Here is a 21,818-nt window from a genome sequence, read left to right as displayed (position 1 = left end):
CGTAGCACTTCCGGTTTTGTTTTCATCAGGGCATTACTATCAGCTTTCTGCCTTCTATCCGGAAATGAATATCGGATACCTTAAGCCCTTCTAAAAGGTCGGTTAATTGTACAGACTTGCTCATTTTGCCAAAGAATTGTATATCGGGTATAGCGCCTTCGTATATCACTTCTATATCATACCATCGTTCCAGTTCATGCATCATGTCATATAAGCCGGCACCTTCAAAGTTGAATATTCCCCTCTTCCAGGCTATCACCTTTGCAGTATCGGCATGGTTTATTACTGTTATGGGTAAATGCATACTATTCAAAGCCTGCTGCAGCAGCGCCTGCTGTCCGGGAGTTAACACAACAGATGCATGATTTCCTGTTGCCAGGTAACGTATACGTACTTTTCCCTGCAATAAAGTAGCGGCAATATTGTTTTCGTTTTCATAAGCATTTACGTCAAAGTGGGTTCCCAGCACTTCTATCATTGCCCTGTTATTGGCATTTACCAGGAAGGGTATACCGGCCCTGGGCGCTACTTCAAAGTACACTTGTCCTGTCACTTCCACCTTGCGCTCCTTACCGGTAAAAACAGTGGGATACCTGATGGAGCTGGCCGCATTGAGCCATACCAGTGTACCATCCGGCAACACCAGGCTAAACTGCCTGCCTTTAGGCGTAATAACACTGTTATAGGCGGGTACTCCGGAAGAGGGGCCGGTTGCTGCATAAGCTAGCCGGCCGTTCCGTAGCATCACCTGCACATCTTTTTGTTCTGCCACAATACCGTTCTTCATTGTATCCAAAACCAATAAAGTACCGTTTGCCAGCTTTAAAAGAGCCCCGTTAGTGCCGGGTGAAATATGTTGAGAGGTGGTTCTGTTAGTATGCGCACGTTGTTGCTGAAGGCTGTTGGCATGCCAAATCCATAAAGCGCCTGCTGCTAATACAAGGAAAGCAGCAATAGCCTTCCAATGTTGCCGCCATAGCAATACCGGCCGAAAGGTGGAATGCGCAGGTTGACGTTTTATTTGCTGCAAAAGCTTTTGCCAGTTCTCTTCCCGTGCAAGAGCAGTATCCTCACGTTGTTGAATGGCATTACGCAGGAACTCCTTATCATTCAATAGCTTCAATGCTTCTTCGTTATAAAAAGAAGTATCAGCCCATTCCTGTAAGGCATGTTCCTGCGTAGCCGTTAAAGGTTCGTCATTCAGATGCAGCGTAATTATATGCAGCAGTGCTTCACTTATCACACAACTCGTTTCTATTGAAATCCTGTAATGCCGTTTTTTGTGACAAAAAAGGGCAATTATTTTATTCAGTGCGTTTTGCCATGAATAACCAGGTAGAAGAGCACCAGGTTACCTAAATTGGCGCGAACAATCCGGCTGCGTAATAGTTCTATTGCACGTTCTTTTCTCTTGCGTACATTGTTCTCAGATATTTGTAGTTGATAAGCCGTTTCTTTAATAGAAAGCTCCTCTACAAATAAGAGGTAAATAACATCCCGGTATTTAGGGTTAAGTTGCTCTATTTCACGGTGAATCTGCTGCACCATTTCGGCAATTACCATCCTGCTATCTGCATAAGCTACATATTCCTCCGGCAATGTATCCATAACCGCGAGCAGATGTTTTTTCCGGGCTTCCTCCCGGTGATAATACTTGTAGCAATCGTTGCGCACCAAGGTATACAAATATGCCTTGATAGCTGCAAGCGCTTCAAATTGCGTTCTCTTATCCCAGTAACGTGTAAAGGCAGTAATTACAATATCTTCCGCTTGTGCCGTATCGTGTATCATGCTGTTAGCAAAAAAAACAAGAGACGTATAATACTCATTATAAAGTATCCGTAATGCCCGTTCATCGCCTGTTGACAACTGTTGAAGCAACTCTGGTTCTATATGAAAATGTTTGGCTACCAATATCTAAATGTAAGTTTTTTCAACAATAAGCTACCCGAACTCCCTGTTTTACTATATATACAAGGCAGTCAGACCTAAAGAGGCCCGCCCTAGAAAGGGTAGGCCTTGATCTATGAAAATAAAAAAAAACGTTGACACTATAGACTACTTGTCATACAATCAAAGGCCGTACATCCAATCTGGAAAATCTAGAGGTAAATAATAGACTTGCTAAAGAGATAACTAATTGGTAGAGGTAAAGTGTGAGGGTGACTGTATAAATGTAACCTTTTTACTTCACTATATTAATTAATTTACTTAAATATTGAAATACAAAACTTACAATATTGATAATTCCCCAAAACAGGGAATTATATCTACATGTTACAGCCTTTGTTGCAAAAGGCGCTGAATCATTACTGTTCTTTCTTATACCCGTTATTCCTGCTCATAGCGCTATTTATGCCGCTTAAATACATGGTAGTATGGATGTTTTTTTATTGATCAGGGAAATCAGATGCAGCACTTTACTTGAATTAATAGATAACAGGTTACCCGCTAAGTGTTAACCTATCTATATATTACGTATATACAATTAAACTTGTCAAGCCTGTTATACTGGCATCATTTTAACAGAATAAGGTTGGCTCTTGCAAGGCATAATGGCGGTTTACAAAAAAGTATCCTCACTATTATAAGTATTTCACTTATGGATTCAAACACATTACTTGTAATTTGATACATTCAATGGATATGAATAATTGAAATGCTACTTTTTCGCAGGAAAAACATAAAAGATGTCTACAGCGAAAGTTAAAGCAGGGAGCGGGGGACGGAACCTCAAGAAACTATCATATTTAAAAGCTGAATTTGATGCAGAGAGAATAACGAGTTGGGAACAGGTATTTGCTTTTTATGCTATTAGCACTATTGCGGTTGACTTGGGAATACACTACAGCACCTTTCAGAAAAAAGTAAAAAACAATCGTTCTTTTACATTGGATGAATTAATCAGGTTTGCGGCTATTATAAATGTAAACCATCGCCTGGTAATAAACTTTGTAGTAGATCAGATTGCTGTTAATAAAAAGTAGAACCTCTCAGTTAATATTTTTGTAAGTTTTATAAACCAATATCCAATGTCCAAAACACCTACTCCTAAAAGGAGACTGTCTACAACAGAACCGGCCTTACTAAAATTATTCAAAGACGGGTTAAAGGACATTTACTGGGTCGAAAAGCACCTGGTAAAAGAACTCCCTAAAATGCGAAAATCAGCGACCAGCCAGGAACTGGCGGCCACCATGGAAGAGCATGCAGAAGTAACCAAAACACATGTTGAGCGACTGGAGCAGATATTTAAAATACTAGGGGAGAGAGCGCAAACAAAAAATGTGATGTCATGGAAAAGCTCACTATAGAAGGGCAAACCATTATAGAAGAAACAGAGGACGGATCTTCTACCCGTGACGCAGGCATTATTATGGCGGCTCAAAAAATTGAGCATTATGAAATTGCCACTTATGGTACATTAACACAACTAGCTACCGTTTTAGGCTTAGAGGACATTGCTGAAAGACTGGGTGAAACCTTAGCTGAAGAAAAGGAAGCTGACGATAATCTTACCGGCATTGCCGAATCTATCAATTATGAGGCAGCGGCAGCAGCAGAAGAAGAAGAGAATAGTTCGTATTAACAAGGTTTCATTGAAAGTCGGAATATAGCGCCGGCTTTTCCTATATCCGTACGCTAACAAGATTGCAATTGCCGATACCACATTTGTAGTGGCATGATCTTTTTATTGAATAGATTACAGCGTAAGGCATCCTCAACAGCGCCGTCATTTACGAAACACACCCAACACCCGCTAAAACAGCATTTGCATAGATAATACTCGGGATATGATAGCTTCTTGTTAAACACCTATTTAAAAAAATGGATATCCCTTTGTGTATTTCTGGGATCATTTATCTTCCTGGCACCAGGCGGGACTTTGGAATATGGCTGATAGCGTGTCTTTGCAACGAGTGCTTCATCTGCCAACCGTCACCGCCTTATTTGAAGCACAGCAAATGCTGGATAAATAAGCTACTTTCTAAGATGTAGCATCGTTCATTTTCATATCCTGTTCTATTGCTACATTTGCCGATTCAACAAGACCTTATGATGTTTTCAATAAGAATACGTTTTGCTTTTAATTTCAGTTAATGTAACTTAATAAGTAATCAATGTGAAATCATTCTGTTTGTCACGTCCACTGTCACGTGACATTGTTTTCATTGGTTCCTGGTGCTTATATTTTTTTCAAGGCTGCACTTGATATTTTTTTTGGTGGTAAGCAAGACAAAGGCACCTTGTCACATCTATCCTTTTAGAAAAATATTTGAGCATATTTTGGAATTGTTTGGCAAATCTCATCCCAAACGTGCTCAAACTGGGCAAGGACACTTTTCGGTTGTTGTATCATTGTAAAATAGCAGCACAGCTACTATTTCAACATTAAACTTTTGAAAATGAAAACCATGAACCACAACGAAAACAACCAGACTGTTATGTTATTCCCTTTTGATCCGGAAGTATTTTGGCAACGGGTGCGGGTTATTATACGAGAGGAAGTAAGTCGGGTAGAAAAAGCTACTCCTGTAACTTCCATGTATGAAACGCCAGGGCTGGAATACAAGCCACTTTATAAGACTGAAGAAATATGCAACCTATTCCAGATTAGCAAGCCTACTATCTATGCCTGGGTAGAATGTGGCAAGCTGAAACCTGTAAAAATTCGCTCGCGGGTATTTTTTCTATGGCAGGACATTCAAGAGCTTTTGAAGGAAGGGCGTAAAGATGCAGCTGCATAGTTACCCTACGTAAACAATAAAGGCTTCTAAATTTAAAAAGGCCTGTATTCAACATGCAGGCCTTTTTGGTAACTTATTTAAGATGTGTGACTACTTCTTTTCATTCAGTAATCTTTCAAGCAAAGAATTTTTTTCGCGTTCAACTCGAAGCAGTTGCTCATATAGTTTTTCATTTTTCTCGACAGCTTCTAAAAATCTTTCCAATGGATTAAAATTTAATGTAGAATGGTAATTGCTACTTCCACCACCCTGATTTACGCTGCTATCATGAAAAGTGTTCGTAATAATATTAATTGCTCTTTCTTCATCAAAGTTTCTAATTGCGTCAGGTGAAACTTTCAAAATCTTCGCTATTTGGTCCATAAGATCATCGGGGATTATTTCCTTTTCTTCCAGTCTTGATACTTTCTTTTGATCCCAGTCTTCCCCCAATTCAAAGGCTACAGTTTCCTGTTTAACGCCTAAGATTTCCCTCATGCGCTTAAAATTTTTTCCGTGATGTGGTTGGTGAGTGTTTGACATAATAGATGTATTTATACAAGACGCTGTAAGATAAGGTTATTTGTAAATTGGACTATTGTACCCGGTAAAAAAGGCAAAAAATCGGTTTTTTAGGCAATTTCTGCCTTTAATAGACAAGCTCAACTTACTTACTTTACCTAGTAAATATTACATTTGTCGTTCTTCATTGAATTTGAAGGACTTCGCTATAAGTCTCAATCTGAAAACCGCGAATTTTCAAGGGAAAGAGATGATAGGTGAAGCCTACTCTATAGTATTATGCCTATAGGGTAGGTCTCTATCAGCTTATCTCTTCCCGGGCTCTTCGCGGTGCCTCAGATTGGTAAGACGAGACCTGTCCTATAGGCAATTTCATTTCCGGACACGCCACGTCTACTAGAGACTTACATTTTTTAACCTATAAATGTAAGCGTATGTCGCACCCAATTACAGTATTACCATGCCAATAAGCAGGAAGTCATTTGCTGCTCCCTAACTGGAATCTCAATTTATTAGCCAGCGGTTGCCGTTATTCTTCATGGAAAACGGGGAATTTAATGTGTTGGTGACAGGCACTAGCGGTGGCCGCATGGCTATAACCATCTAATTGTTTATATGGCATTCCAATTTGCATTCACTCCGCAAGGGTTACCTATATTCCGTTTGCAGGTTTGTTGGAAACGGCTACCATTTATCTCACTTTTCATTTACTGGCTCTGTCAAATGCTGAGTACAGCCCTCTTTAACCTGGTGGTAGGTTCTCCGGTTACTATTATTCAATTACTGATTATTAGAAATACCTGGTATACTTACCTGCTCTTGTATGGGGTGTATATGCTGGCAATAGTGTTTTTGTTTGGCAAATTGTATAAGCGTGCAAAACGTGTTAGAAGAAAAAAGGGTTACATCATTCTGCTTATACACATTACAGTATTAATCCCTATTTACATTGGGGCTGCTATCTTCTTTCATAGCTTAATCATTGGGCTCGATTTCATTATAGCCTACACTTTATATGTAGGCTTGTCCAGACTGCTTATTGCCAAAGACCTTCTATTCCGAATACAGATGTATGACGGAACCACCATCCACCACCATTAACCCGCACACCACTTCCTTAGTATTTCCTAACGATTAATATAAATGACACATGAAGTTTCAAACACTGAAAGCTACATTCACGCTTACGGATGATTTTTTGTATGCCTGCAACTGGACAGGAAAAACGCCCGAACAAGTATTACAACAGTTTGCTGACCGGGTAACCATTGTGGGGTATCTGGAAAAGTACAATACCAGTTCCTCCAAACTGGCAGGCGAGTTTATAAAGCTCTGCAACTGGCACCTACAGGCAGAAAAGAAGCTACTGAAAGGAAACACCATTAAATACAGCATATCCAGTGGCTTTATGCAAAAAATAGCTAAGGTGATACATTCAAAAAAAACACAGCCAGAAAAGACTTTACTATACCAGCAAATTATACACGACTGGAAAAACGCCGTACTCACCTTATAAAATAACATTATGGAAAAGACTATCACCCTTCACATTGGCGAAGAAATGACATTGCTATGCGATGCATTACGGATCGACCTTCATGCGGTTTTGCAGCTGTATATCGATCACGTTTCCATTGAAAAGGTAGAGGTTGAACCTCTTAGCCAACCTGTGATGATTGCTACCGTTTTAACCGTCATGGATGAGCTAAATAAACACAAACCTATTGCCAATAATCATGAGTGAAGAAAATAAAGACCAGCTATTAAAGGACATTTACGTAGAAGTCCTCCACTTCTTTCTAAATAACCCATTTGAAAAGGCCAGAAAAGAATTTTGGGAGTGGATGACTGCATATATCTATTTCAGAGGTGAAATAATAGGCGGAAAAGAAGCGGGGGAATCTCTTTACTTCTATGAACAGCTTATAGATATGATTAACTCCTTAGAAGGATTCTTAAATAAAATTAGGAACCTGGAAGAAATGGCCAAGCTAACCGTTTAATCAACACGCATAAAAAACAACCAGTTATAACACTCAAACAAGAAAATATTATAATGGACACTATCTCTGTTACACTTGACATTTCGGAAAGTTTTACAAAAGACTGTGAAGCATATGGCATATCCGAACAGCAAATGTTGCAACTTTTCACCAGCCACTTAGTCACCGTCTGCACCTTCTTTGAGAATAATGACGACTTATTGATAGTACAAACAACGAACGTTTTTAAGGACTTCATGGAAACAACCATTGCTGTACCAGAATCTAACGAAGTTAAAAGAGAGATTTGTATAAAAGTGACTAAAACCATTATCGCAATGACTGTTACAGGAGTGCTGGAATGGTCAGAAGCGGAATATAACCAGCTGATTAACGACACCTATCAGCAATTACTACAAAACAACAAAAACAGTTAAGCTATGGAAATGACTTTTGAAATTACCCACACTCCGGAAAGCTATGTAATGATGGAGTTGTTTAACCATAGCTTACAAGAGGTGTTACAGCATTTTGTAAACAATGTATCTATTCAGAATTATAAAACAACAAAAAAAGAACATGTTAAACGTGCCACATTCGCCTTTTACAAATTGGCAGAAGCCCATAAGATCGATGAATTTGTGGGAGATTAGATAAGATTGATGCAGCAGGAAAATACATATTGGATAGCCCGTTTCCGGATGAATTTGCGGAAATCATCTAAAGCAAACAGGTTTTAGAAGAAAGCCGGTATTGTCCGGCTTTTCTCTTTAATCAGCAATTTGCTGTTCATCAATTTTATATCACTCTTCCTTTCCCGTTATCACAAAGCTCTTAAAAGTCAGCCTCAAAAACGGTCTGCGCTGTTGCTGCGCCTGCTTTCGGTTCGAGCAAAAATCTCCACCTCTGTGGAACAGTGGAAAATGCTTCCAAAGCTTTTTTGCTATAAAACTAAATGTCCAGTAATGCTTTGGCGGGAAGTATAGATTCTCATTATTTAGCAGCCCAATAAGCAGAAGTGGCAATAAAAAAGGATAGAAAAAATATATAACTTTATACTCCTATCAATTAAAAAGAGGTAAAACGAAGTAAGAAAGAACGGGAAAATGAATTATTATAGACTACCAAATAGACTAAAAATGAAGAAGTCGCTGTGTTACAGCGACTTCTAGTGGATTCTTGCGGACCGGACGGGACTCGAACCCGCGACCTCCGCCGTGACAGGGCGGCATTCTAACCAACTGAACTACCGATCCAAACCTTCCTTTTTAACAGCTTTACGTGTTATCGTTTGCCGTTAAAGGAGTGCAAATATAGGGGTATTTGATCAATGGCGCATGTGCGGGCAAAAAAATCTTACCCCTCTGCAACTATTAATTATTCACGCCTGCATGCTGTAAAAGCAGTACTGTATTCTCCATGGTGCTTCTGCACTGCAGGGCATACTGCAACACACGCTGCACCTGCTTATTCCGCAGTGCGATGACATCCGGTTTATAATGTTTCAGAAAAGTCGCCAGCAAATCCTGCTCGTTTCTTTTCACCATGTTACGGGAAATATACCGTTGCCGGCTACATTTTCAGCTTTTTGTACCGGAGTTGAGTATTTGTAGAAATCCTCTGCTTTGGTACGCGCCCAGGGTGTTTTGCGCAGAAACTTAAGGCTGAATTGTACGGAAGGGTTGCTGATGAAGCAGTTAATACGGATGTGTTGCCCCGGTTCTTCCCAGCCATAGCTGTCTGCCAGGCGAGGTAACAATCATTTCCAGCGTTACGCCGTGCAGGGGATCTTTGAAACATGCTCCGTACTCATTCACTACAATTGTGCAAAGGTACTCTTCTTTTAAAACATGCGTTTATCCCCTTAGTGCCGCGTTTCTGTATTTTAGCTTGCGGGGCAGGTGTTTATTACTTTGTTTTGTTCTGCCCTCAGTTTTATACAAATGATGAAGAAACCACACATACCGCTTTACTGGAAGTGTCAGCTGCTTGGCTGGTCTGCAGCATCTTTCTACTGGGGGTATACAGGTTTTCTGAGCGGTGGGTATATCGTATGGATAGGGGTATTGCAGTTTTTGTCGGATGTGTTGTTGTACGTGTTTATTACGCATCAGTATCACCGGTTTGCTTTGCGGCATCACTGGCAGCGGCTGGGCACGAACCCGTTAATACAAAAAATTATATCCGCCGTGGTGGTATTGTCGCTGGTGTTTCTGCTGGTTACTGCGGGTAAGATATATCTGTTTCGTGTATGGCTGTTTGGGGGTGATGCAGGCACTTTTGCCGCGTTTTTTCAGGCTAACTGGTTGCCCATTCTTATGGGTGGTTTCCGCTTAATGTGCATCTGGCTGCTGGCTTATCACCTGTATTACTATGGTAAGCGGGAGGTGGCACTGGCCAGAGAAAACACCCGGCTGGAACTGATAGCGAAAGATGCACAACTGAGCAATCTGCATGCACAGTTAAACCCGCATTTTTTGTTCAACTCGCTGAATACCATTAAAGCGCTGGTGGTGGATGAGCCTGCTGGTGCCAGAAGAGCCATTGATCTGATGTCAGATTTGCTGCGCAGATCTCTTTACTATCAGGAGTTGTTACTGCACCCTTTAAAGGATGAACTTTATCTGGTGCAGGATTATCTGGAACTGGAAAAGCTGCGGCTGGAAGAGCGGTTGCAGTTTGTTATTGAATGTGCGCCGGAACTGATGGATACAGTGATACTGCGTTACAGCATACAGGTACTGGTAGAGAATGCTATTAAACATGGTGTAAGTCAGCAGAAAAGCGGTGGGTTGTTACGGATAACAATCAGGCGTGAGGGAGACTTTATACATGCAACGGTAGAAAGCCCGGGTGTATGGAAGGTTGCCGCTCCGGCGCAGGGGTTGGGTTTGAAAAACCTGAGCGAACGTTTGCAGTTGTGTTATCAGCATAAGGCGGTATTGAATAGGGGGGAGGTGGATGGAGTGGTTACGGCCTGTATTTTATTTCCTGTAGTATGAGGAAGATGCGTGTAATAATTGTGGATGATGAGCGTAGTGCCAGAAATGAAATACGGCGCCTGGTAGCGGGTTGTCCGGACCTGGAAATTATTGCCGAGGCTGCCAATGCAGATGAGGCAGAACAGCTGATGGAGGAACAACAACCAGATCTGCTTTTTCTGGATATACAAATGCCCGGCCGGTCGGGGTTTGATTTGCTGGAAGGGCTGGCATGGGGGCAGCAGGTTATTTTTGTTACTGCTTTTGACCAGTATGCGGTGAAGGCTTTTGAGGTAGGTGCTTTGGATTACCTGATGAAGCCGGTACGCGAAGAGCGTTTTGCCAGAGCAATAGCGCAGGCCCGGCAACAATTTCATACGCCTGGAGAGGCCAGCGTGTTTGTTAAAGACAAAAACACCTATTATTTTTTGCCATGGAAAGAGGTGCACCTGATTGAATCGCTGGATAACTATGCAAGGCTTTCCTTTAACAATAAAAGTGTGTTAATTAAAAGCTCGCTGAACCAGTTGGAGAAGCGGCTGGAGGCTATGCCTTTTTTCCGGGTAAACCGCGCTCAGTTAATTCATACCGGTTTTATACGGCAAATAGAAACACTGGAGGATGGGCGTACACAGGTTACGCTTACTACAGGCCATACCGTAGAGATGTCTGAACGGCAGTGGATTAAATTCAGGAAGATACACAGGGGTATTTAGCTTTTCTGCACCCCGTTAATTACTAAACAATAATACTTGTTTTACCCATGAACAGAAACCTCTGTATGGCATTGCTATGCCTTTTTGTTACCCGTATGGCCGTATCGCAACCACTGGTGTGGCCGGCAGGCACGGGCCGCGATAGCGCCGCTGTTAACAGGCAGGTGCAACTGCTGGCTAAGCAGGTGCTGTTAACCTACACAGATAGCAGCCGTAAAACATATCTTGAAAATGCATACAGGTTACAGTTGTTGACCGGCGGATATTCGCAGGCAATGGCTACTGCAAAGGCCTGGTTGCCGCTTTACAAGGCGGCGAGCCCTTATAGGCCTGCAGTGGGCCTGTCATACCAATTGTATGCACGTGCAGCCAAAGAATTGAAGGGGCATCCGGAGCGTTTTGCTGCAATCTATTCCCGCCTGTTTTACAAGGCCATGGAAAAGCTGGATGATAAGGCTGCTTACCGGGAGTATGGTGGGTTTTTCAGCGCGGAGAGTGTAAGTGTTTTAAGAGATCTGTTTCAGCAGAAACTGGCTGCTGCACAAAAGGATAGTCTTTTGCTACCTGCAGATGCCGTTGCGCTTTGTGTAAGCTATGCAGATATGCAGTACGCTGAACAAACGGAAGTGCTTGCCCGATCGCTTATACTCAACGATTGCAAAAGGCGGTATGTGGTAACTGATCAGCTGGTGCAAATAGCAGGCGGCGTACAAATTCATGTAAAACTTATTTTGAAGCGGGGAATCAGCAGCGCCCTTCCTGCTGCTTTACAGTATACCATTTATGCAGATAGTACAGCAGGTATACGGCTGTTTGCCTCTGCTGCGTATGGTTATGCCGGCGTAATGGCTTTTAGCCGGGGAAAGGGGATGAGTACAGATACTATAGTGCCTTTTGAACATGATGGGGAAGATGCTGACCAGGTAATTACCTGGATAGCCAAACAGCGCTGGTGTAATGGCAGTGTGGGTATGTATGGCGGCAGTTATAATGGCTTTACGCAGTGGGCGGTGGCCAGGTACCGTAACCCCGCGTTAAAAACAATAGTGCCTTATGTGGCCGCTATTCCCGGCCTTGGCCTGCCTATGGAAAACAATGTGTTTCTGAATGCGAATTATGGCTGGGCTTTTTATACTACCAATAACCGGTATCTGGATAACGCTGTTTACAATAATCCTTCCCGTTGGCATTCGCTTAACTGGAACTGGTTTAACAGCGGTGCTGCCTACAGAAAAATGGATAGTATAGACGGCACGCCCAACCCCTGGCTGCAACGTTGGTTGCAGCACCCGGATTACGACCGCTACTGGCAGCAGCAGGTGCCTTATCAGCAGGACTATGCCGGTATTCATATACCTGTACTTACGGTGGAGGGATATTATGATGATGGGCAGATTTCCGGACTGCATTATTTTCTGGAACATCTGAAATACAACGCTGTTGCCAACCACTACCTGCTTATTGGCCCTTACGATCATTTTGGTGCCCAAAGCGGTGGGGTACCTGTATTACGTGGCTATGAGGTTGATCCGGTGGCATTAATCAGCACCCGGGAAATAACCTATCAATGGCTGGATTATGTATTGAAGGGCGCTTTCAGGCCGGAGATTATTCAAAACAGGGTAAACTATGAAGTGATGGGGGCTAACCGCTGGGTACATACTGCTTCTGTAGCAGATATGGCCGGTAAACGGCTTCGGCTGTACCTTACTGCACAAAAAAATGGTAATGACTATCTGCTTTCAGAAACTACCTCTTCCCAATCCTCCGCATTAAACGACACCATTGATCTGGCAGAGCGGAGCGTTTTATATGGCGACTATTACCCTTCGCCCATTATTAAAGAGGCACCTGACAGGAGTAATGGATTGTTTTTTCTGTCGCAGCCTTTTGACCAGCCTGTACAGATAAACGGCAGGTTTAGTGGCGAGCTGCATGCGATTATTAATAAGAAAGACATGGATGTAACAGTGGTGTTGTATGAGGTAACGCCGGAAGGAAAGTATTTGCAACTGAGTTACTACCTGGGAAGAGCCAGCTATGCACAGAATATGACCAACAGAAGGTTGCTGCATCCCGGTAAGGAAGAGCGCATACCCTTTGAGCGCACACGGCTGGTAAGCCGCCAGCTTAGGAAGGGCAGCCGTTTACTGGTGGTATTGAACACAGATAAAAATCCGTTTGCGCAAGTAAATTATGGCACTGGTAAAGATGTGGCTGATGAAAACGCTGATGATGGAAAAGCGCCTCTGTTGATTCAGTGGCTTACCTCCAGCTATGTGGATGTACCTGTTAAATTATTGTAGACTATGAAATAGAGCTCCAATAAAAGAGTGTAAAAACCGGATGATTTTCAAAATAAATAGCTATTCATTTGTAACGTACGTTTTTTATGCATAGGTTTGTGGAGGATTAATTAAGGAAAGATTGTGCAGCGGAAAATACCCTAACCAAAACTGAGATGGATGTGCTGAAGATCCTTTGGCAACGTGGGCGGGCATGCCATTGCTCCGATAAATAAACAGTAAAATCATGTAATTGTACAAGCTACTGGCGGCACAGTCGACCAGCAGGGAACTCTATTGCCTAAAAATTAAAACATGAATCGGAAAAATTTCAGAAAAGCTGTGGTATTGACAGTGCTGGTATCTGCCTTATGGCCTGCCCGAATGCTGGGTCAGCAGGTTCATGAGCGCCTGGATAGCCAGTTTGTAAATCTGGCGCTGCAAAACGAATTTAACGGAAATGTGCTGGTTGCCCAACAGGGAAAAATCCTTTATAGCCAGTCCTTCGGTTTTGCAGATGTGGTGGGGAAACATTTGAACGATGACGCTACGACTTTCAATCTGGGCTCGGTTTCCAAGACTTTTACTTCTGTGGCAGTATTGCAGCTGATGGAAAAAGGGAAGTTGAAGCTGGATGACCATTTTATCAGTTTTTTTCCTGAGTTTCCATTCGCAGAGATTACCATATCTCAGTTATTGAGCCATACTTCAGGATTGATTGACTATCAGATTTTTGAGGGGCCGCACCAAAAAGATCCTAAGCAGATTTATACACTGAAGGATTTGATACCTGCCATTAAAGCTGATAACAGGGCTTTAAGATGGAAGCCCGGAGAACGCTGGAACTATTCCAACACTGGTTATGGTCTTTTGGCGCTGTTGGTGGAAAAGCTTAGCGGGGAAGCGTTTCAGGATTACCTGAATAAGCACGTTTTCTTACCTGCGGGTATGAAAAATAGCTATATCACCAGTCCGCTGATTCCTTTTCCGGACACACACCGTGCTGTAAGGTATGAGTATCTGCCTTATTCCCCTTCGGTACTAAGGCCCGTAGATTCTGTAAAAGATGATTACATAGATGCAGTGGTGCTGGGTGCGATTGTGGGCCCAACGGCTGTGGTAAGCAGCTGCCGGGATTTACTGAGTTATGACCAGGCGCTTTATTCCGGCAAACTGCTTAAAGCGAAAACCCTGGATCTTGCGTTTACTCCCGCGCTTTTGAACAGTGGTGAAAAAGCGCAGATGGGCTGGGGTGGTAGCTATGGTCTTGGCTGGATGATTCTTCCAACCCGCTTTGGGAAGCTGGTCTGGCATTCGGGCGGCGCAGCAGGAATTGTTACCGCTTTTATCAGAAACGTGGAAAAACATCAAACGATTATTGTACTGGATAACGTAACGCACCGCGGTTTGCATAGCGACGCGCTAGACGCTTTTTATCTGGTAAACGGTGCTTCCATTGCTAAAAAAAAGCGCTCCGCGGCAGTGGCATATGTTATCGCTTTATACCGGAATGGCGCAGATGCAGCAGCAGCAAACTTGCTTAGCATGCGCACAGATACGGCTGCTTACTTCCTGGATGAGCGGGAAATGAATCGTTTGGGATATGCATTAGCCGGAGACGGGCTGTTCGCTGAAGCTTTGGAGGTGATGAAAGTGAACACTTTACTTTTTCCAGCCAGCTTTAACACCTATGACAGTTACGGAGATCTGCTTAAGCGGGCAGGTAAAAAGCAGGAAGCAATATGGATGTATGAGCGGGCAATTGCGCTGAACCCCAATAATGAGGGTGGTAAAAAAGCCCTGGCAGAATTAAAGGCCAGCTCTCATTAACAAAAAAGCCGCTGAAATTCAGCGACTTCTTGTTAAAGCTTGCGGACCGGACGGGACTCGAACCCGCGACCTCCGCCGTGACAGGGCGGCATTCTAACCAACTGAACTACCGATCCAAACCTTCCCTTTTATTGGCTTTCCGTGTTATCGGTTTGCCGTTTTGGGAGTGCAAATATAGGGGAGGCAGGTTCAATTCAACAAAACTTTTTTCAACTTTTTTTCTGCGTAACTGATTGATTGAGTTGTTACTCTGCTTTAAGGCTGTTAACCGGGTTGGCAATGGCAGTTTTAATAGCCTGGTGCGCCACGGTAAGTAAAGCAATGGCTACGGCTGCCACGCCGGTAAGTGCAAACATCCACCACTGCAGTTGAATGCGGTAGGTGTAGTTTTGCAGCCATTTATACATGGCTATGGCGGCAAGCGGGGTGGCTATTATAAAAGCCAGCACCACCAGTTGCACAAATTCTCTGGCCATAAGGCTGGTAATATGTGGCACGCTGGCGCCCAGCACTTTTCTAATACCCATTTCTTTGGTTTTTACCTGTGCGGTATAAGTGGCCAGGCCTAAAAGGCCGAGGGCGCTGATGAAAATGGTAACTACAGCAAATACTTTAAACAGGTTACCCGCCCGCTGATCGGCCCGGTACATTTTTTCAAAATCAGCATCCAGGAAGGAGTAACTGAAAGGAAAGTCTGAGCCATAGGCTTCCCAGTTCTTTTTAGCAGCGGCTATTACTGCTTCTGCTGCCTGTGTAGTGGTTTTTACATATATGTGATAGTTCTGCCTGCTGTAGTACATAATAATAGGTTCTACAGCCGTTCTGAGCGATGAGTAGTTGTAGTCTTTTACAACGCCGGTAATAATGCCCTTGTTTTCGTGCAGGCTAAAGCGTTTGCCTATCGGGTCTTTAATTCCCATCTGGCGTATAGCGGTTTCGTTAAGTATGTAACGGGCACTATCGCCTTCACCGGTAAAATTGCGGCCGGCCACCATTTGCATCTGTAACAGCGGAATAAAGTTTTCATCCACTTCCCGCTCGTGTATCATCATAGAACTGTTGGGGGCTTTGCCTTCCCAGTCAGTATCGCCGGTGGTGCCGTTAATACCTGCCAGCCCGCTGCCGCTACAGGTAATACCCAGTACGCCGGGCATTTGCGCCAGTTTATTACGCAGTACATCAAAGTGCGGAAAAGTGGCTTTATCCAGCCGGAAAGTAAAAACCTGCTCTTTGTTAAAACCCAGGTTTTTGCTGCGCATGTATTGCAGCTGGCTGGCTATAACCACCGTAGATATAATTAACGCGGTAGAAAATACAAACTGAGTAACCACCAGTGTTTTGCGGAAGGTGGTGGTGGCTATGCCTGCGGTAAGCTTGCCTTTAAGTGCCTGTAGTGGCCGGAACGAAGAAAGTAACAGTGCCGGGTAAATGCCCGATAGTAACAGGGTGCCCAGTATAGCGCCGCCGGTAACCAGCCATACGTTGGCAGAGAGCAGGTTAAAGCGCAGGTTTTTGCCCGATAAATCGTTATACAATGGCAGCAGCAGATAAATAATACCAAATGCCAGCAGGGTGGCAAATAAAAACAGCAGGGCCGATTCAACTATAAACTGCGCAAACAACTGCTGCCGTGCAGCGCCTGCAATTTTACGCATGCTTACTTCTTTAGCGCGCTGCATACTACGTGCGGTGCTTAGGTTTACGTAGTTAATACAAGCTATAATAAGTATCAGTGCAGCTACCAGTAAAAAAATGCGGGCTGTTTGTTGTGCGCCTTTATTGCCATCCGGCGTTTCCAGGTGCAGGCTGGTGAGCGGCTGTAATACAAAATGGCTGCCGTCTGCATCTTCACCGGATTTGTGCTGATAAAAAATGCTGGTTATTTTTTTAGCTACCGCCTCTGGTGTTGCCTGCGGGCGCAGCTGAAAATAGATATCGTAGTTATAACCGCCCAGGTCTGCATCTATGGTTTTCCAGTCGCCGTTGCCGCCGGCTTCGGTAAAATTTCTGGCGTATAACGTCATAGGAAAAATCATGTTGTATTGCATAACCGAATTGCCCGGAAAATCCTGCATTACGGCAGAAACCACCGTATGCTCTTTATTAATCTGCAGGGTTTTGCCCACCGCCTGTTCGGTACCAAATAGTTTTTTGGCAGTGGAGGCGGTAAGTACTACTGAATGCATATCGGTAAAAGGCTTATCGGGGTTGCCCTGTAGCAGCGGAAAGCTAAACAGGCTAAAGAAGCCACTGTCTGCATAAGCCGTGGTGTTTTCGTATAGTTTATCGTTACCTGTTTGAATAATCAGGTTGTTCCATCTTCTCATAACCCGTACGCCATTCACCACATCGGGTACACTTTCTTTGGCAAACACGGTAAGCGGGGCAGGGGCCACACCCCATACCTGGGCGTTGGCATTGCCCAGGTGGCTGTTAACTTTATAAATATGTGCCGCGTTGGTATGAAAGGTATCAAAGCTGGTTTCGTCCTGTACCCATAACAGTATCATAATACCTACGGCCAGGCCTATAGCCAGACCTGTAATATTAATTACACTGTAGAATTTGTTTTTTAAGAGATTGCGCCAGGCGGTTTTGAAATAGTTGCGGAACATGGGCGTTGGTTTGCAAATGGTCTACACAGTCCGTGCCAGGCGTGTAATGTCTTGTTTATCAATAATTTGCTAAGGACTATGCGTGTAAAAATGCACGGGGCCGTACAGAAAGTGTACGGTTTAGGTTTTGTGCTGCATTTTTGTGCAGGAGTAAAGTATATGTATACTACGGAACACAATAACGGGGTTTTGCCTCATTTTACACGTACGCGTATAGCCCCTACACCCAGTGGCTACCTGCATATGGGCAATGTGCTGTCGTTTGCGGTAACCGCCACGCTGGCAAAGCAAACGGGGGCGGTTATTTTACTGCGTGTTGATGATATGGACAGGGAGCGCGTGCAGCCCGCCTATGTGCAGGATATTTTTGATACGCTAAGGTTTATGGATATACCCTGGCAGGAAGGGCCGGAAAATGCGGCAGCTTTTGAAGCCACGTGGAGCCAGCAGTATCGTATGGCATTATATAACCAGGCACTGGAGCAGTTGCGGCAGATGAATGCGGTGTATGCCTGTGGCTGCAGCCGCGCACAGTTGCTGGCGGTTAACGGTATTGGCTGTGCGGGCAACTGCCGGCAGCAACAGCTGCCACTGGATGCGGCGCAGGTTAACTGGCGTTTAAAAACAGACAATATACGGGAGGTGACATTGCGTACGCTAACAGGTACGCATACAGAAGCATTTCCGGCGGAAATGAAAGACTTTGTTGTACGTAAGAAAGATGGATACCCGGCTTATCAGTTAAGTTCTGTAATAGACGATGTACATTTTGGGGTGGACCTGATAGTACGCGGAAAAGATTTGTGGCAAAGCACGCTGGCGCAACTGGGGCTGGCAGCGCAATTGAATGCAAAGGACTTTACCGCTACCTGTTTTGTACATCATGATCTGATAAAAGATGCGTCAGGAGAGAAGCTTTCTAAATCTGCCGGTGCTACTTCCATACAATACCTGCGAAAGCAGGGGGCAACTGCAGAAGCATTATATAACAGTATTGGTAAATTGTTGCAGGCTGAAGCCGAGATACATAACCGGGAGGGTTTAGGCAATGCTGTTTTATATGGTTGACATTTTGCTACTTTTGCCGCTACCTTAAACAACCATTGCTATGAAACACATACTGCTTATTGGCGCTTTGTTATGTACTGTTATTGCTTCTGCCCAGCAAACAGGCGCCTTGCAGGAGAAGGCAGACAAATACTTCGGCATTAATCCTTATTCAGCCAGCCGGGAAGGGATTGCAGACTTGCTGGAGGAGAAGTATCATCTTACTGATATATGGCGCAGAACACGCAGCAAGGATTCGCTTTTTTACATGCGTGGCTTTACTACTGAATTTAACCCGTTTTCTATACCGGTACAAAGCGTGGAATTTCAGGTAAGGGAAGCTACCCGGTCGAAAAAACGCCGTGACGGCAGTACAATAAAAGATACTGTGCTGGTAGTGCAGGTGGTGGGTTTAACAGACACTACACTACAGGCAAAAAAACAGGTGGAAGATGAATGGAGGTCCATTGCAGCAGATTTTCGGAAAAGCTACTTTGTAGTTCGTGAGAATGAGCAGCGGGAGAAAGGAGAGTTGCTGTATGCCAATACCTGGTTTGGTGCCGAAACAGGTGTGTTTAACAGCGTAGCAGGCTTTGGCCTGCATTATAAAGACAATAAAACACACTGTGTAGATGTAATGCTCTTCTTTGCCAACCGTTAAAAAGCAGCGCCGGCAAGCCGGCGCTGCGTGGGGGTGCTGCAGCTATTCTAACACACAGGTAACGGGGATACCTTACTTTACGCACATCTGCTGCAGCTATATACACAAGGGGATGCTTGTAGCGCTTTTAGCAGCATTGGTAGTATTAGCTACGTTGCTGATGTAAAATTACCAGGGCTGTAAGGGCGTTTGCCTGCATAATCGTTAAACAGGCCAATGAGGTAGTTGTACCGGGCAAAACGATACGTGGACTATACTTTAATAGATAAACAACCGCTGCCGGCAGGAAAAACAGGCTTGTTTCAGCCATATACCGGCCAACTGCTTTACCTTAACCGCCTCAATAGAACCATTAGCATGAAGAATATTGTACTGGCCAGTACCTCTACCTTATATGGAGAAGCGTACCTGGCGTACCTGCAACCAGTTATAAAAGAGTTGTTTGCAGCAGCAGGAGAAGTGATTTTTGTACCCTATGCACGACCGGGAGGCATTTCACACGATGAATACACCGCCAATGCAGCCAAAGTATTTGCAGACGCGGGTATTACCCTGCGCGGGCTACATACGTTTGATAACCCCGCAGAAGCGCTGCGTGTGGGCAAAGGCTTTTTTACCGGTGGTGGCAACACTTTTTTGCTGGTGAAGCAGTTGCACGAATTGGGGGTGATGCAGGTACTGGCAGAAGAGGTTTCTAACGGCAAACCTTACCTGGGAACCAGCGCGGGTAGTAACATAGGTGGGGTAAATATGCAAACCACCAATGATATGCCTATTGTATACCCACCTTCTTTTACCACCATGGGGCTGGTGCCTTTTAACCTGAACCCGCATTATCTGGACCCCATACCTGAACTGCCGCATATGGGCGAAACGCGGGAAACGCGTATAAAAGAGTTTCATACCCAGCAGGTTGTGCCGGTGGTAGGCCTGCGCGAAGGGGGCTGGATACGGGTAAAAGACACCCGTGTTACGCTGGAAGGCGTACCTGCCGCCCGTATTTTTTTACCCGGAAAACCCGCTTATGAAGTGAAAAGCGGGGAAGAGATTGTTTTTTAGCTATTTTGCGGCCCCAATTGTTAATATTCAGACTATGATTATTGTACCTAAAGTACGTGGCTTTATCTGTTTGACTTCCCATCCGGAAGGTTGTGCACAGAATGTAGTGAATCAGATTAACTACGTAAAATCGAAAGGAGCTATTGATGGTCCTAAAAAAGTGTTGGTAATAGGCGCTTCTACCGGTTTTGGACTGGCTAGTCGCATTACCAGTGCCTTTGGCGCCGGAGCAGCTACCATAGGTGTGTATTTTGAAAAACCATCGGCAGAAGGTAAACCCGGCTCACCAGGCTGGTATAACACCGCTGCTTTTGAAACCGAAGCTGGCAAAGCCGGTTTATATGCTAAAAGTATTAATGGCGATGCTTTCTCTAACGAGATTAAGCAAAAGACGATTGATCTGATTAAGTCCGATCTGGGTGAGGTTGATCTGATTATCTACAGCCTGGCTTCACCCCGCCGTACCCATCCGGTAACCGGCGTGGTACACAATTCTGTACTGAAGCCGATTGGCCAGAAGTTCAGCAACAAAACCGTTGATTTTCATACCGGTGTGGTAAGTGAGGTTGCTATTGAGCCTTGTACCGAAGCGGATATTGAGAACACGATTGCCGTAATGGGTGGTGAAGACTGGGAAATGTGGATAGATGCCCTGAAAGCAGCGGGTGTACTGGCAGAAGGTGCTACTACCGTTGCTTACTCTTATATAGGGCCCCTGCTTACCGAGCCGGTTTACCGCAAGGGTACCATTGGTATGGCAAAAAATCACCTGGAGCAAACTGCGTTTACCATTGATGAAAAGCTGAAAGACCTGAAAGGCCACGCTTACGTATCGGTAAACAAAGCGCTGGTAACACAGGCCAGCAGTGCTATTCCCGTAATTCCTTTATACATTTCGCTGTTATACAAAGTAATGAAGGCAAAAGGCCTGCATGAGGGTTGTATTGAGCAGATGCAGCGTTTATTTGCTACCCGTTTATACAACGGTGGTGCAGTGCCGCTGGACGATAAAGGCCGTATTCGCGTAGACGACTGGGAAATGCAGGAAGATGTGCAGGCAGAAGTGGCTGCTTTATGGGAGCAGGCTACTACCGAAAACCTGTCTGCCATAGGCGATCTGGCCGGTTATAGAAATGACTTCTTTAATCTGTTTGGATTTGAGTTTCCGGGCATTGATTATGAAAAAGATGTAAATGAAGTTGTGAACGTACCAGGACTGGTATAGTTTGCATAATTTTTATAAAAAGCGGCTGCAGAGTTTTCTGTAGCCGCTTTTTTTTGCAGCTGGCCGCTGTTTTAAACACATATAATATTTTACCTCTTTTTTATGTTTTTTTATAGCAGTATTAATAAGGCTTCTTATACGATGGATTAAAAACTAATTGTAGCTTTA

General features: G+C 44.1%; 22 protein-coding genes, 2 tRNA genes and 1 pseudogene. 17 read left to right on the top strand and 8 right to left on the bottom strand.

Features of this window, described 5'->3' with window-relative positions; genetic code table 11:
* Window positions 1-25: 25 nt before the first annotated feature.
* Window positions 26-1,243: a FecR family protein gene (locus IEY13_RS30145; protein ID WP_229687820.1), complete on the bottom strand. Its 1,218-nt coding sequence runs from the start codon at window positions 1,241-1,243 to the stop codon at window positions 26-28.
* A 65-nt stretch (window positions 1,244-1,308) separates the two neighbouring features.
* On the bottom strand, window positions 1,309-1,881 hold the full coding sequence (locus tag IEY13_RS10830) for an RNA polymerase sigma factor (protein ID WP_262891980.1): 573 nt from the start codon (window positions 1,879-1,881) through the stop codon (window positions 1,309-1,311).
* A gap of 809 nt (window positions 1,882-2,690) precedes the next feature.
* Between IEY13_RS10830 and IEY13_RS10825 the strand changes: the two genes are divergently transcribed.
* From IEY13_RS10825 to IEY13_RS10815, 3 genes and pseudogenes are all read left to right on the top strand, one after another.
* The gene (locus tag IEY13_RS10825; protein ID WP_188951988.1) at window positions 2,691-2,987 is read left to right on the top strand and encodes a hypothetical protein; all 297 of its coding nucleotides are present in this window, start codon (window positions 2,691-2,693) and stop codon (window positions 2,985-2,987) included.
* A gap of 45 nt (window positions 2,988-3,032) precedes the next feature.
* Window positions 3,033-3,589 (top strand): annotated as a pseudogene (locus IEY13_RS30435) (YciE/YciF ferroxidase family protein).
* 817 nt (window positions 3,590-4,406) lie between these two features.
* The gene (locus tag IEY13_RS10815) at window positions 4,407-4,748 is read left to right on the top strand and encodes a helix-turn-helix domain-containing protein (RefSeq protein WP_188951987.1); all 342 of its coding nucleotides are present in this window, start codon (window positions 4,407-4,409) and stop codon (window positions 4,746-4,748) included.
* Between the two features lie 90 nt (window positions 4,749-4,838).
* On the opposite strand, the gene IEY13_RS10810 is transcribed toward IEY13_RS10815, so the two are convergent.
* Entirely contained in the window at window positions 4,839-5,270 is a 432-nt protein-coding gene (locus tag IEY13_RS10810) for a helix-turn-helix domain-containing protein (protein WP_188951986.1), read from the bottom strand.
* A 702-nt stretch (window positions 5,271-5,972) separates the two neighbouring features.
* Here IEY13_RS10810 and IEY13_RS10805 point away from each other — a divergent pair.
* Genes IEY13_RS10805 through IEY13_RS10780 form a run of 6 tightly spaced genes read left to right on the top strand, consistent with a single transcriptional unit; the run spans window position 5,973 to window position 7,884 of the window.
* The gene (locus IEY13_RS10805) at window positions 5,973-6,350 is read left to right on the top strand and encodes a hypothetical protein (RefSeq protein ID WP_188951985.1); all 378 of its coding nucleotides are present in this window, start codon (window positions 5,973-5,975) and stop codon (window positions 6,348-6,350) included.
* A gap of 49 nt (window positions 6,351-6,399) precedes the next feature.
* On the top strand, window positions 6,400-6,765 hold the full coding sequence (locus tag IEY13_RS10800; RefSeq protein WP_188951984.1) for a hypothetical protein: 366 nt from the start codon (window positions 6,400-6,402) through the stop codon (window positions 6,763-6,765).
* A gap of 9 nt (window positions 6,766-6,774) precedes the next feature.
* A complete protein-coding gene (locus IEY13_RS10795) occupies window positions 6,775-6,993 on the top strand; it encodes a hypothetical protein (RefSeq protein ID WP_188951983.1) in 219 nt (72 codons plus the stop codon).
* Complete coding sequence (locus IEY13_RS10790; RefSeq protein ID WP_188951982.1) at window positions 6,986-7,252, top strand: hypothetical protein; 267 nt, start codon at window positions 6,986-6,988, stop codon at window positions 7,250-7,252. Before IEY13_RS10795 ends, IEY13_RS10790 begins: the two co-directional genes overlap by 8 nt.
* A gap of 53 nt (window positions 7,253-7,305) precedes the next feature.
* Window positions 7,306-7,668, top strand: coding sequence for a hypothetical protein (locus IEY13_RS10785; protein ID WP_188951981.1), 363 nt, complete (start codon window positions 7,306-7,308; stop codon window positions 7,666-7,668).
* A 3-nt stretch (window positions 7,669-7,671) separates the two neighbouring features.
* Window positions 7,672-7,884 (top strand): hypothetical protein, encoded by a 213-nt coding sequence (locus IEY13_RS10780; RefSeq protein WP_188951980.1) that lies wholly within the window; start codon window positions 7,672-7,674, stop codon window positions 7,882-7,884.
* A 529-nt stretch (window positions 7,885-8,413) separates the two neighbouring features.
* On the opposite strand, the gene IEY13_RS10775 is transcribed toward IEY13_RS10780, so the two are convergent.
* From IEY13_RS10775 to IEY13_RS10765, 3 genes are all read right to left on the bottom strand, one after another.
* A tRNA-Asp gene (locus tag IEY13_RS10775) sits at window positions 8,414-8,487 on the bottom strand.
* A gap of 117 nt (window positions 8,488-8,604) precedes the next feature.
* Window positions 8,605-8,778: a hypothetical protein gene (locus tag IEY13_RS10770; protein WP_188951979.1), complete on the bottom strand. Its 174-nt coding sequence runs from the start codon at window positions 8,776-8,778 to the stop codon at window positions 8,605-8,607.
* Window positions 8,772-8,990 (bottom strand): VF530 family DNA-binding protein, encoded by a 219-nt coding sequence (locus IEY13_RS10765; RefSeq protein WP_229687817.1) that lies wholly within the window; start codon window positions 8,988-8,990, stop codon window positions 8,772-8,774. Before IEY13_RS10765 ends, IEY13_RS10770 begins: the two co-directional genes overlap by 7 nt.
* 184 nt (window positions 8,991-9,174) lie before the next feature.
* Between IEY13_RS10765 and IEY13_RS10760 the strand changes: the two genes are divergently transcribed.
* The 4 genes from IEY13_RS10760 (at window position 9,175) to IEY13_RS10745 (ending at window position 15,043) form a co-directional block, all read left to right on the top strand.
* Window positions 9,175-10,233 carry a sensor histidine kinase gene (locus IEY13_RS10760; protein WP_188951978.1) on the top strand — a complete coding sequence of 353 codons (1,059 nt, stop codon included), beginning with the start codon at window positions 9,175-9,177 and terminating at the stop codon, window positions 10,231-10,233.
* Window positions 10,230-10,928, top strand: coding sequence for a LytR/AlgR family response regulator transcription factor (locus tag IEY13_RS10755; RefSeq protein ID WP_229687816.1), 699 nt, complete (start codon window positions 10,230-10,232; stop codon window positions 10,926-10,928). The genes IEY13_RS10760 and IEY13_RS10755 overlap by 4 nt, the downstream gene beginning before the upstream one ends.
* A 47-nt stretch (window positions 10,929-10,975) precedes the next feature.
* Window positions 10,976-13,234, top strand: coding sequence for a CocE/NonD family hydrolase (locus IEY13_RS10750; RefSeq protein ID WP_229687815.1), 2,259 nt, complete (start codon window positions 10,976-10,978; stop codon window positions 13,232-13,234).
* A 294-nt stretch (window positions 13,235-13,528) separates the two neighbouring features.
* Entirely contained in the window at window positions 13,529-15,043 is a 1,515-nt protein-coding gene (locus IEY13_RS10745; protein ID WP_188951977.1) for a serine hydrolase, read from the top strand.
* A gap of 42 nt (window positions 15,044-15,085) precedes the next feature.
* Here IEY13_RS10745 and IEY13_RS10740 read toward each other — a convergent pair.
* Window positions 15,086-15,159: transfer RNA gene (locus tag IEY13_RS10740), tRNA-Asp, on the bottom strand.
* 129 nt (window positions 15,160-15,288) lie between these two features.
* Window positions 15,289-17,658 carry an ABC transporter permease gene (locus IEY13_RS10735; RefSeq protein ID WP_188951976.1) on the bottom strand — a complete coding sequence of 790 codons (2,370 nt, stop codon included), beginning with the start codon at window positions 17,656-17,658 and terminating at the stop codon, window positions 15,289-15,291.
* A 159-nt stretch (window positions 17,659-17,817) separates the two neighbouring features.
* Here IEY13_RS10735 and IEY13_RS10730 point away from each other — a divergent pair, with 159 nt between their 5' ends.
* The 4 genes from IEY13_RS10730 (at window position 17,818) to fabV (ending at window position 21,650) form a co-directional block, all read left to right on the top strand.
* Window positions 17,818-18,726, top strand: a complete 909-nt coding sequence (locus IEY13_RS10730) for a glutamate--tRNA ligase family protein (protein WP_188951975.1) — start codon at window positions 17,818-17,820, stop codon at window positions 18,724-18,726.
* Between the two features lie 40 nt (window positions 18,727-18,766).
* On the top strand, window positions 18,767-19,366 hold the full coding sequence (locus tag IEY13_RS10725; RefSeq protein ID WP_188951974.1) for a hypothetical protein: 600 nt from the start codon (window positions 18,767-18,769) through the stop codon (window positions 19,364-19,366).
* Window positions 19,367-19,723: 357 nt separating this feature from the next.
* Complete coding sequence (gene pepE, locus IEY13_RS10720; RefSeq protein ID WP_188951973.1) at window positions 19,724-20,425, top strand: dipeptidase PepE; 702 nt, start codon at window positions 19,724-19,726, stop codon at window positions 20,423-20,425.
* A gap of 34 nt (window positions 20,426-20,459) precedes the next feature.
* Window positions 20,460-21,650 carry an enoyl-ACP reductase FabV gene (gene fabV / locus IEY13_RS10715; protein ID WP_188951972.1) on the top strand — a complete coding sequence of 397 codons (1,191 nt, stop codon included), beginning with the start codon at window positions 20,460-20,462 and terminating at the stop codon, window positions 21,648-21,650.
* Window positions 21,651-21,818 lie beyond the last annotated feature (168 nt).

This window comes from Filimonas zeae (assembly GCF_014641615.1).
Lineage (GTDB): Bacteria > Bacteroidota > Bacteroidia > Chitinophagales > Chitinophagaceae > Filimonas > Filimonas zeae.
This window is presented reverse-complemented; position numbering and strand designations above follow the sequence as displayed.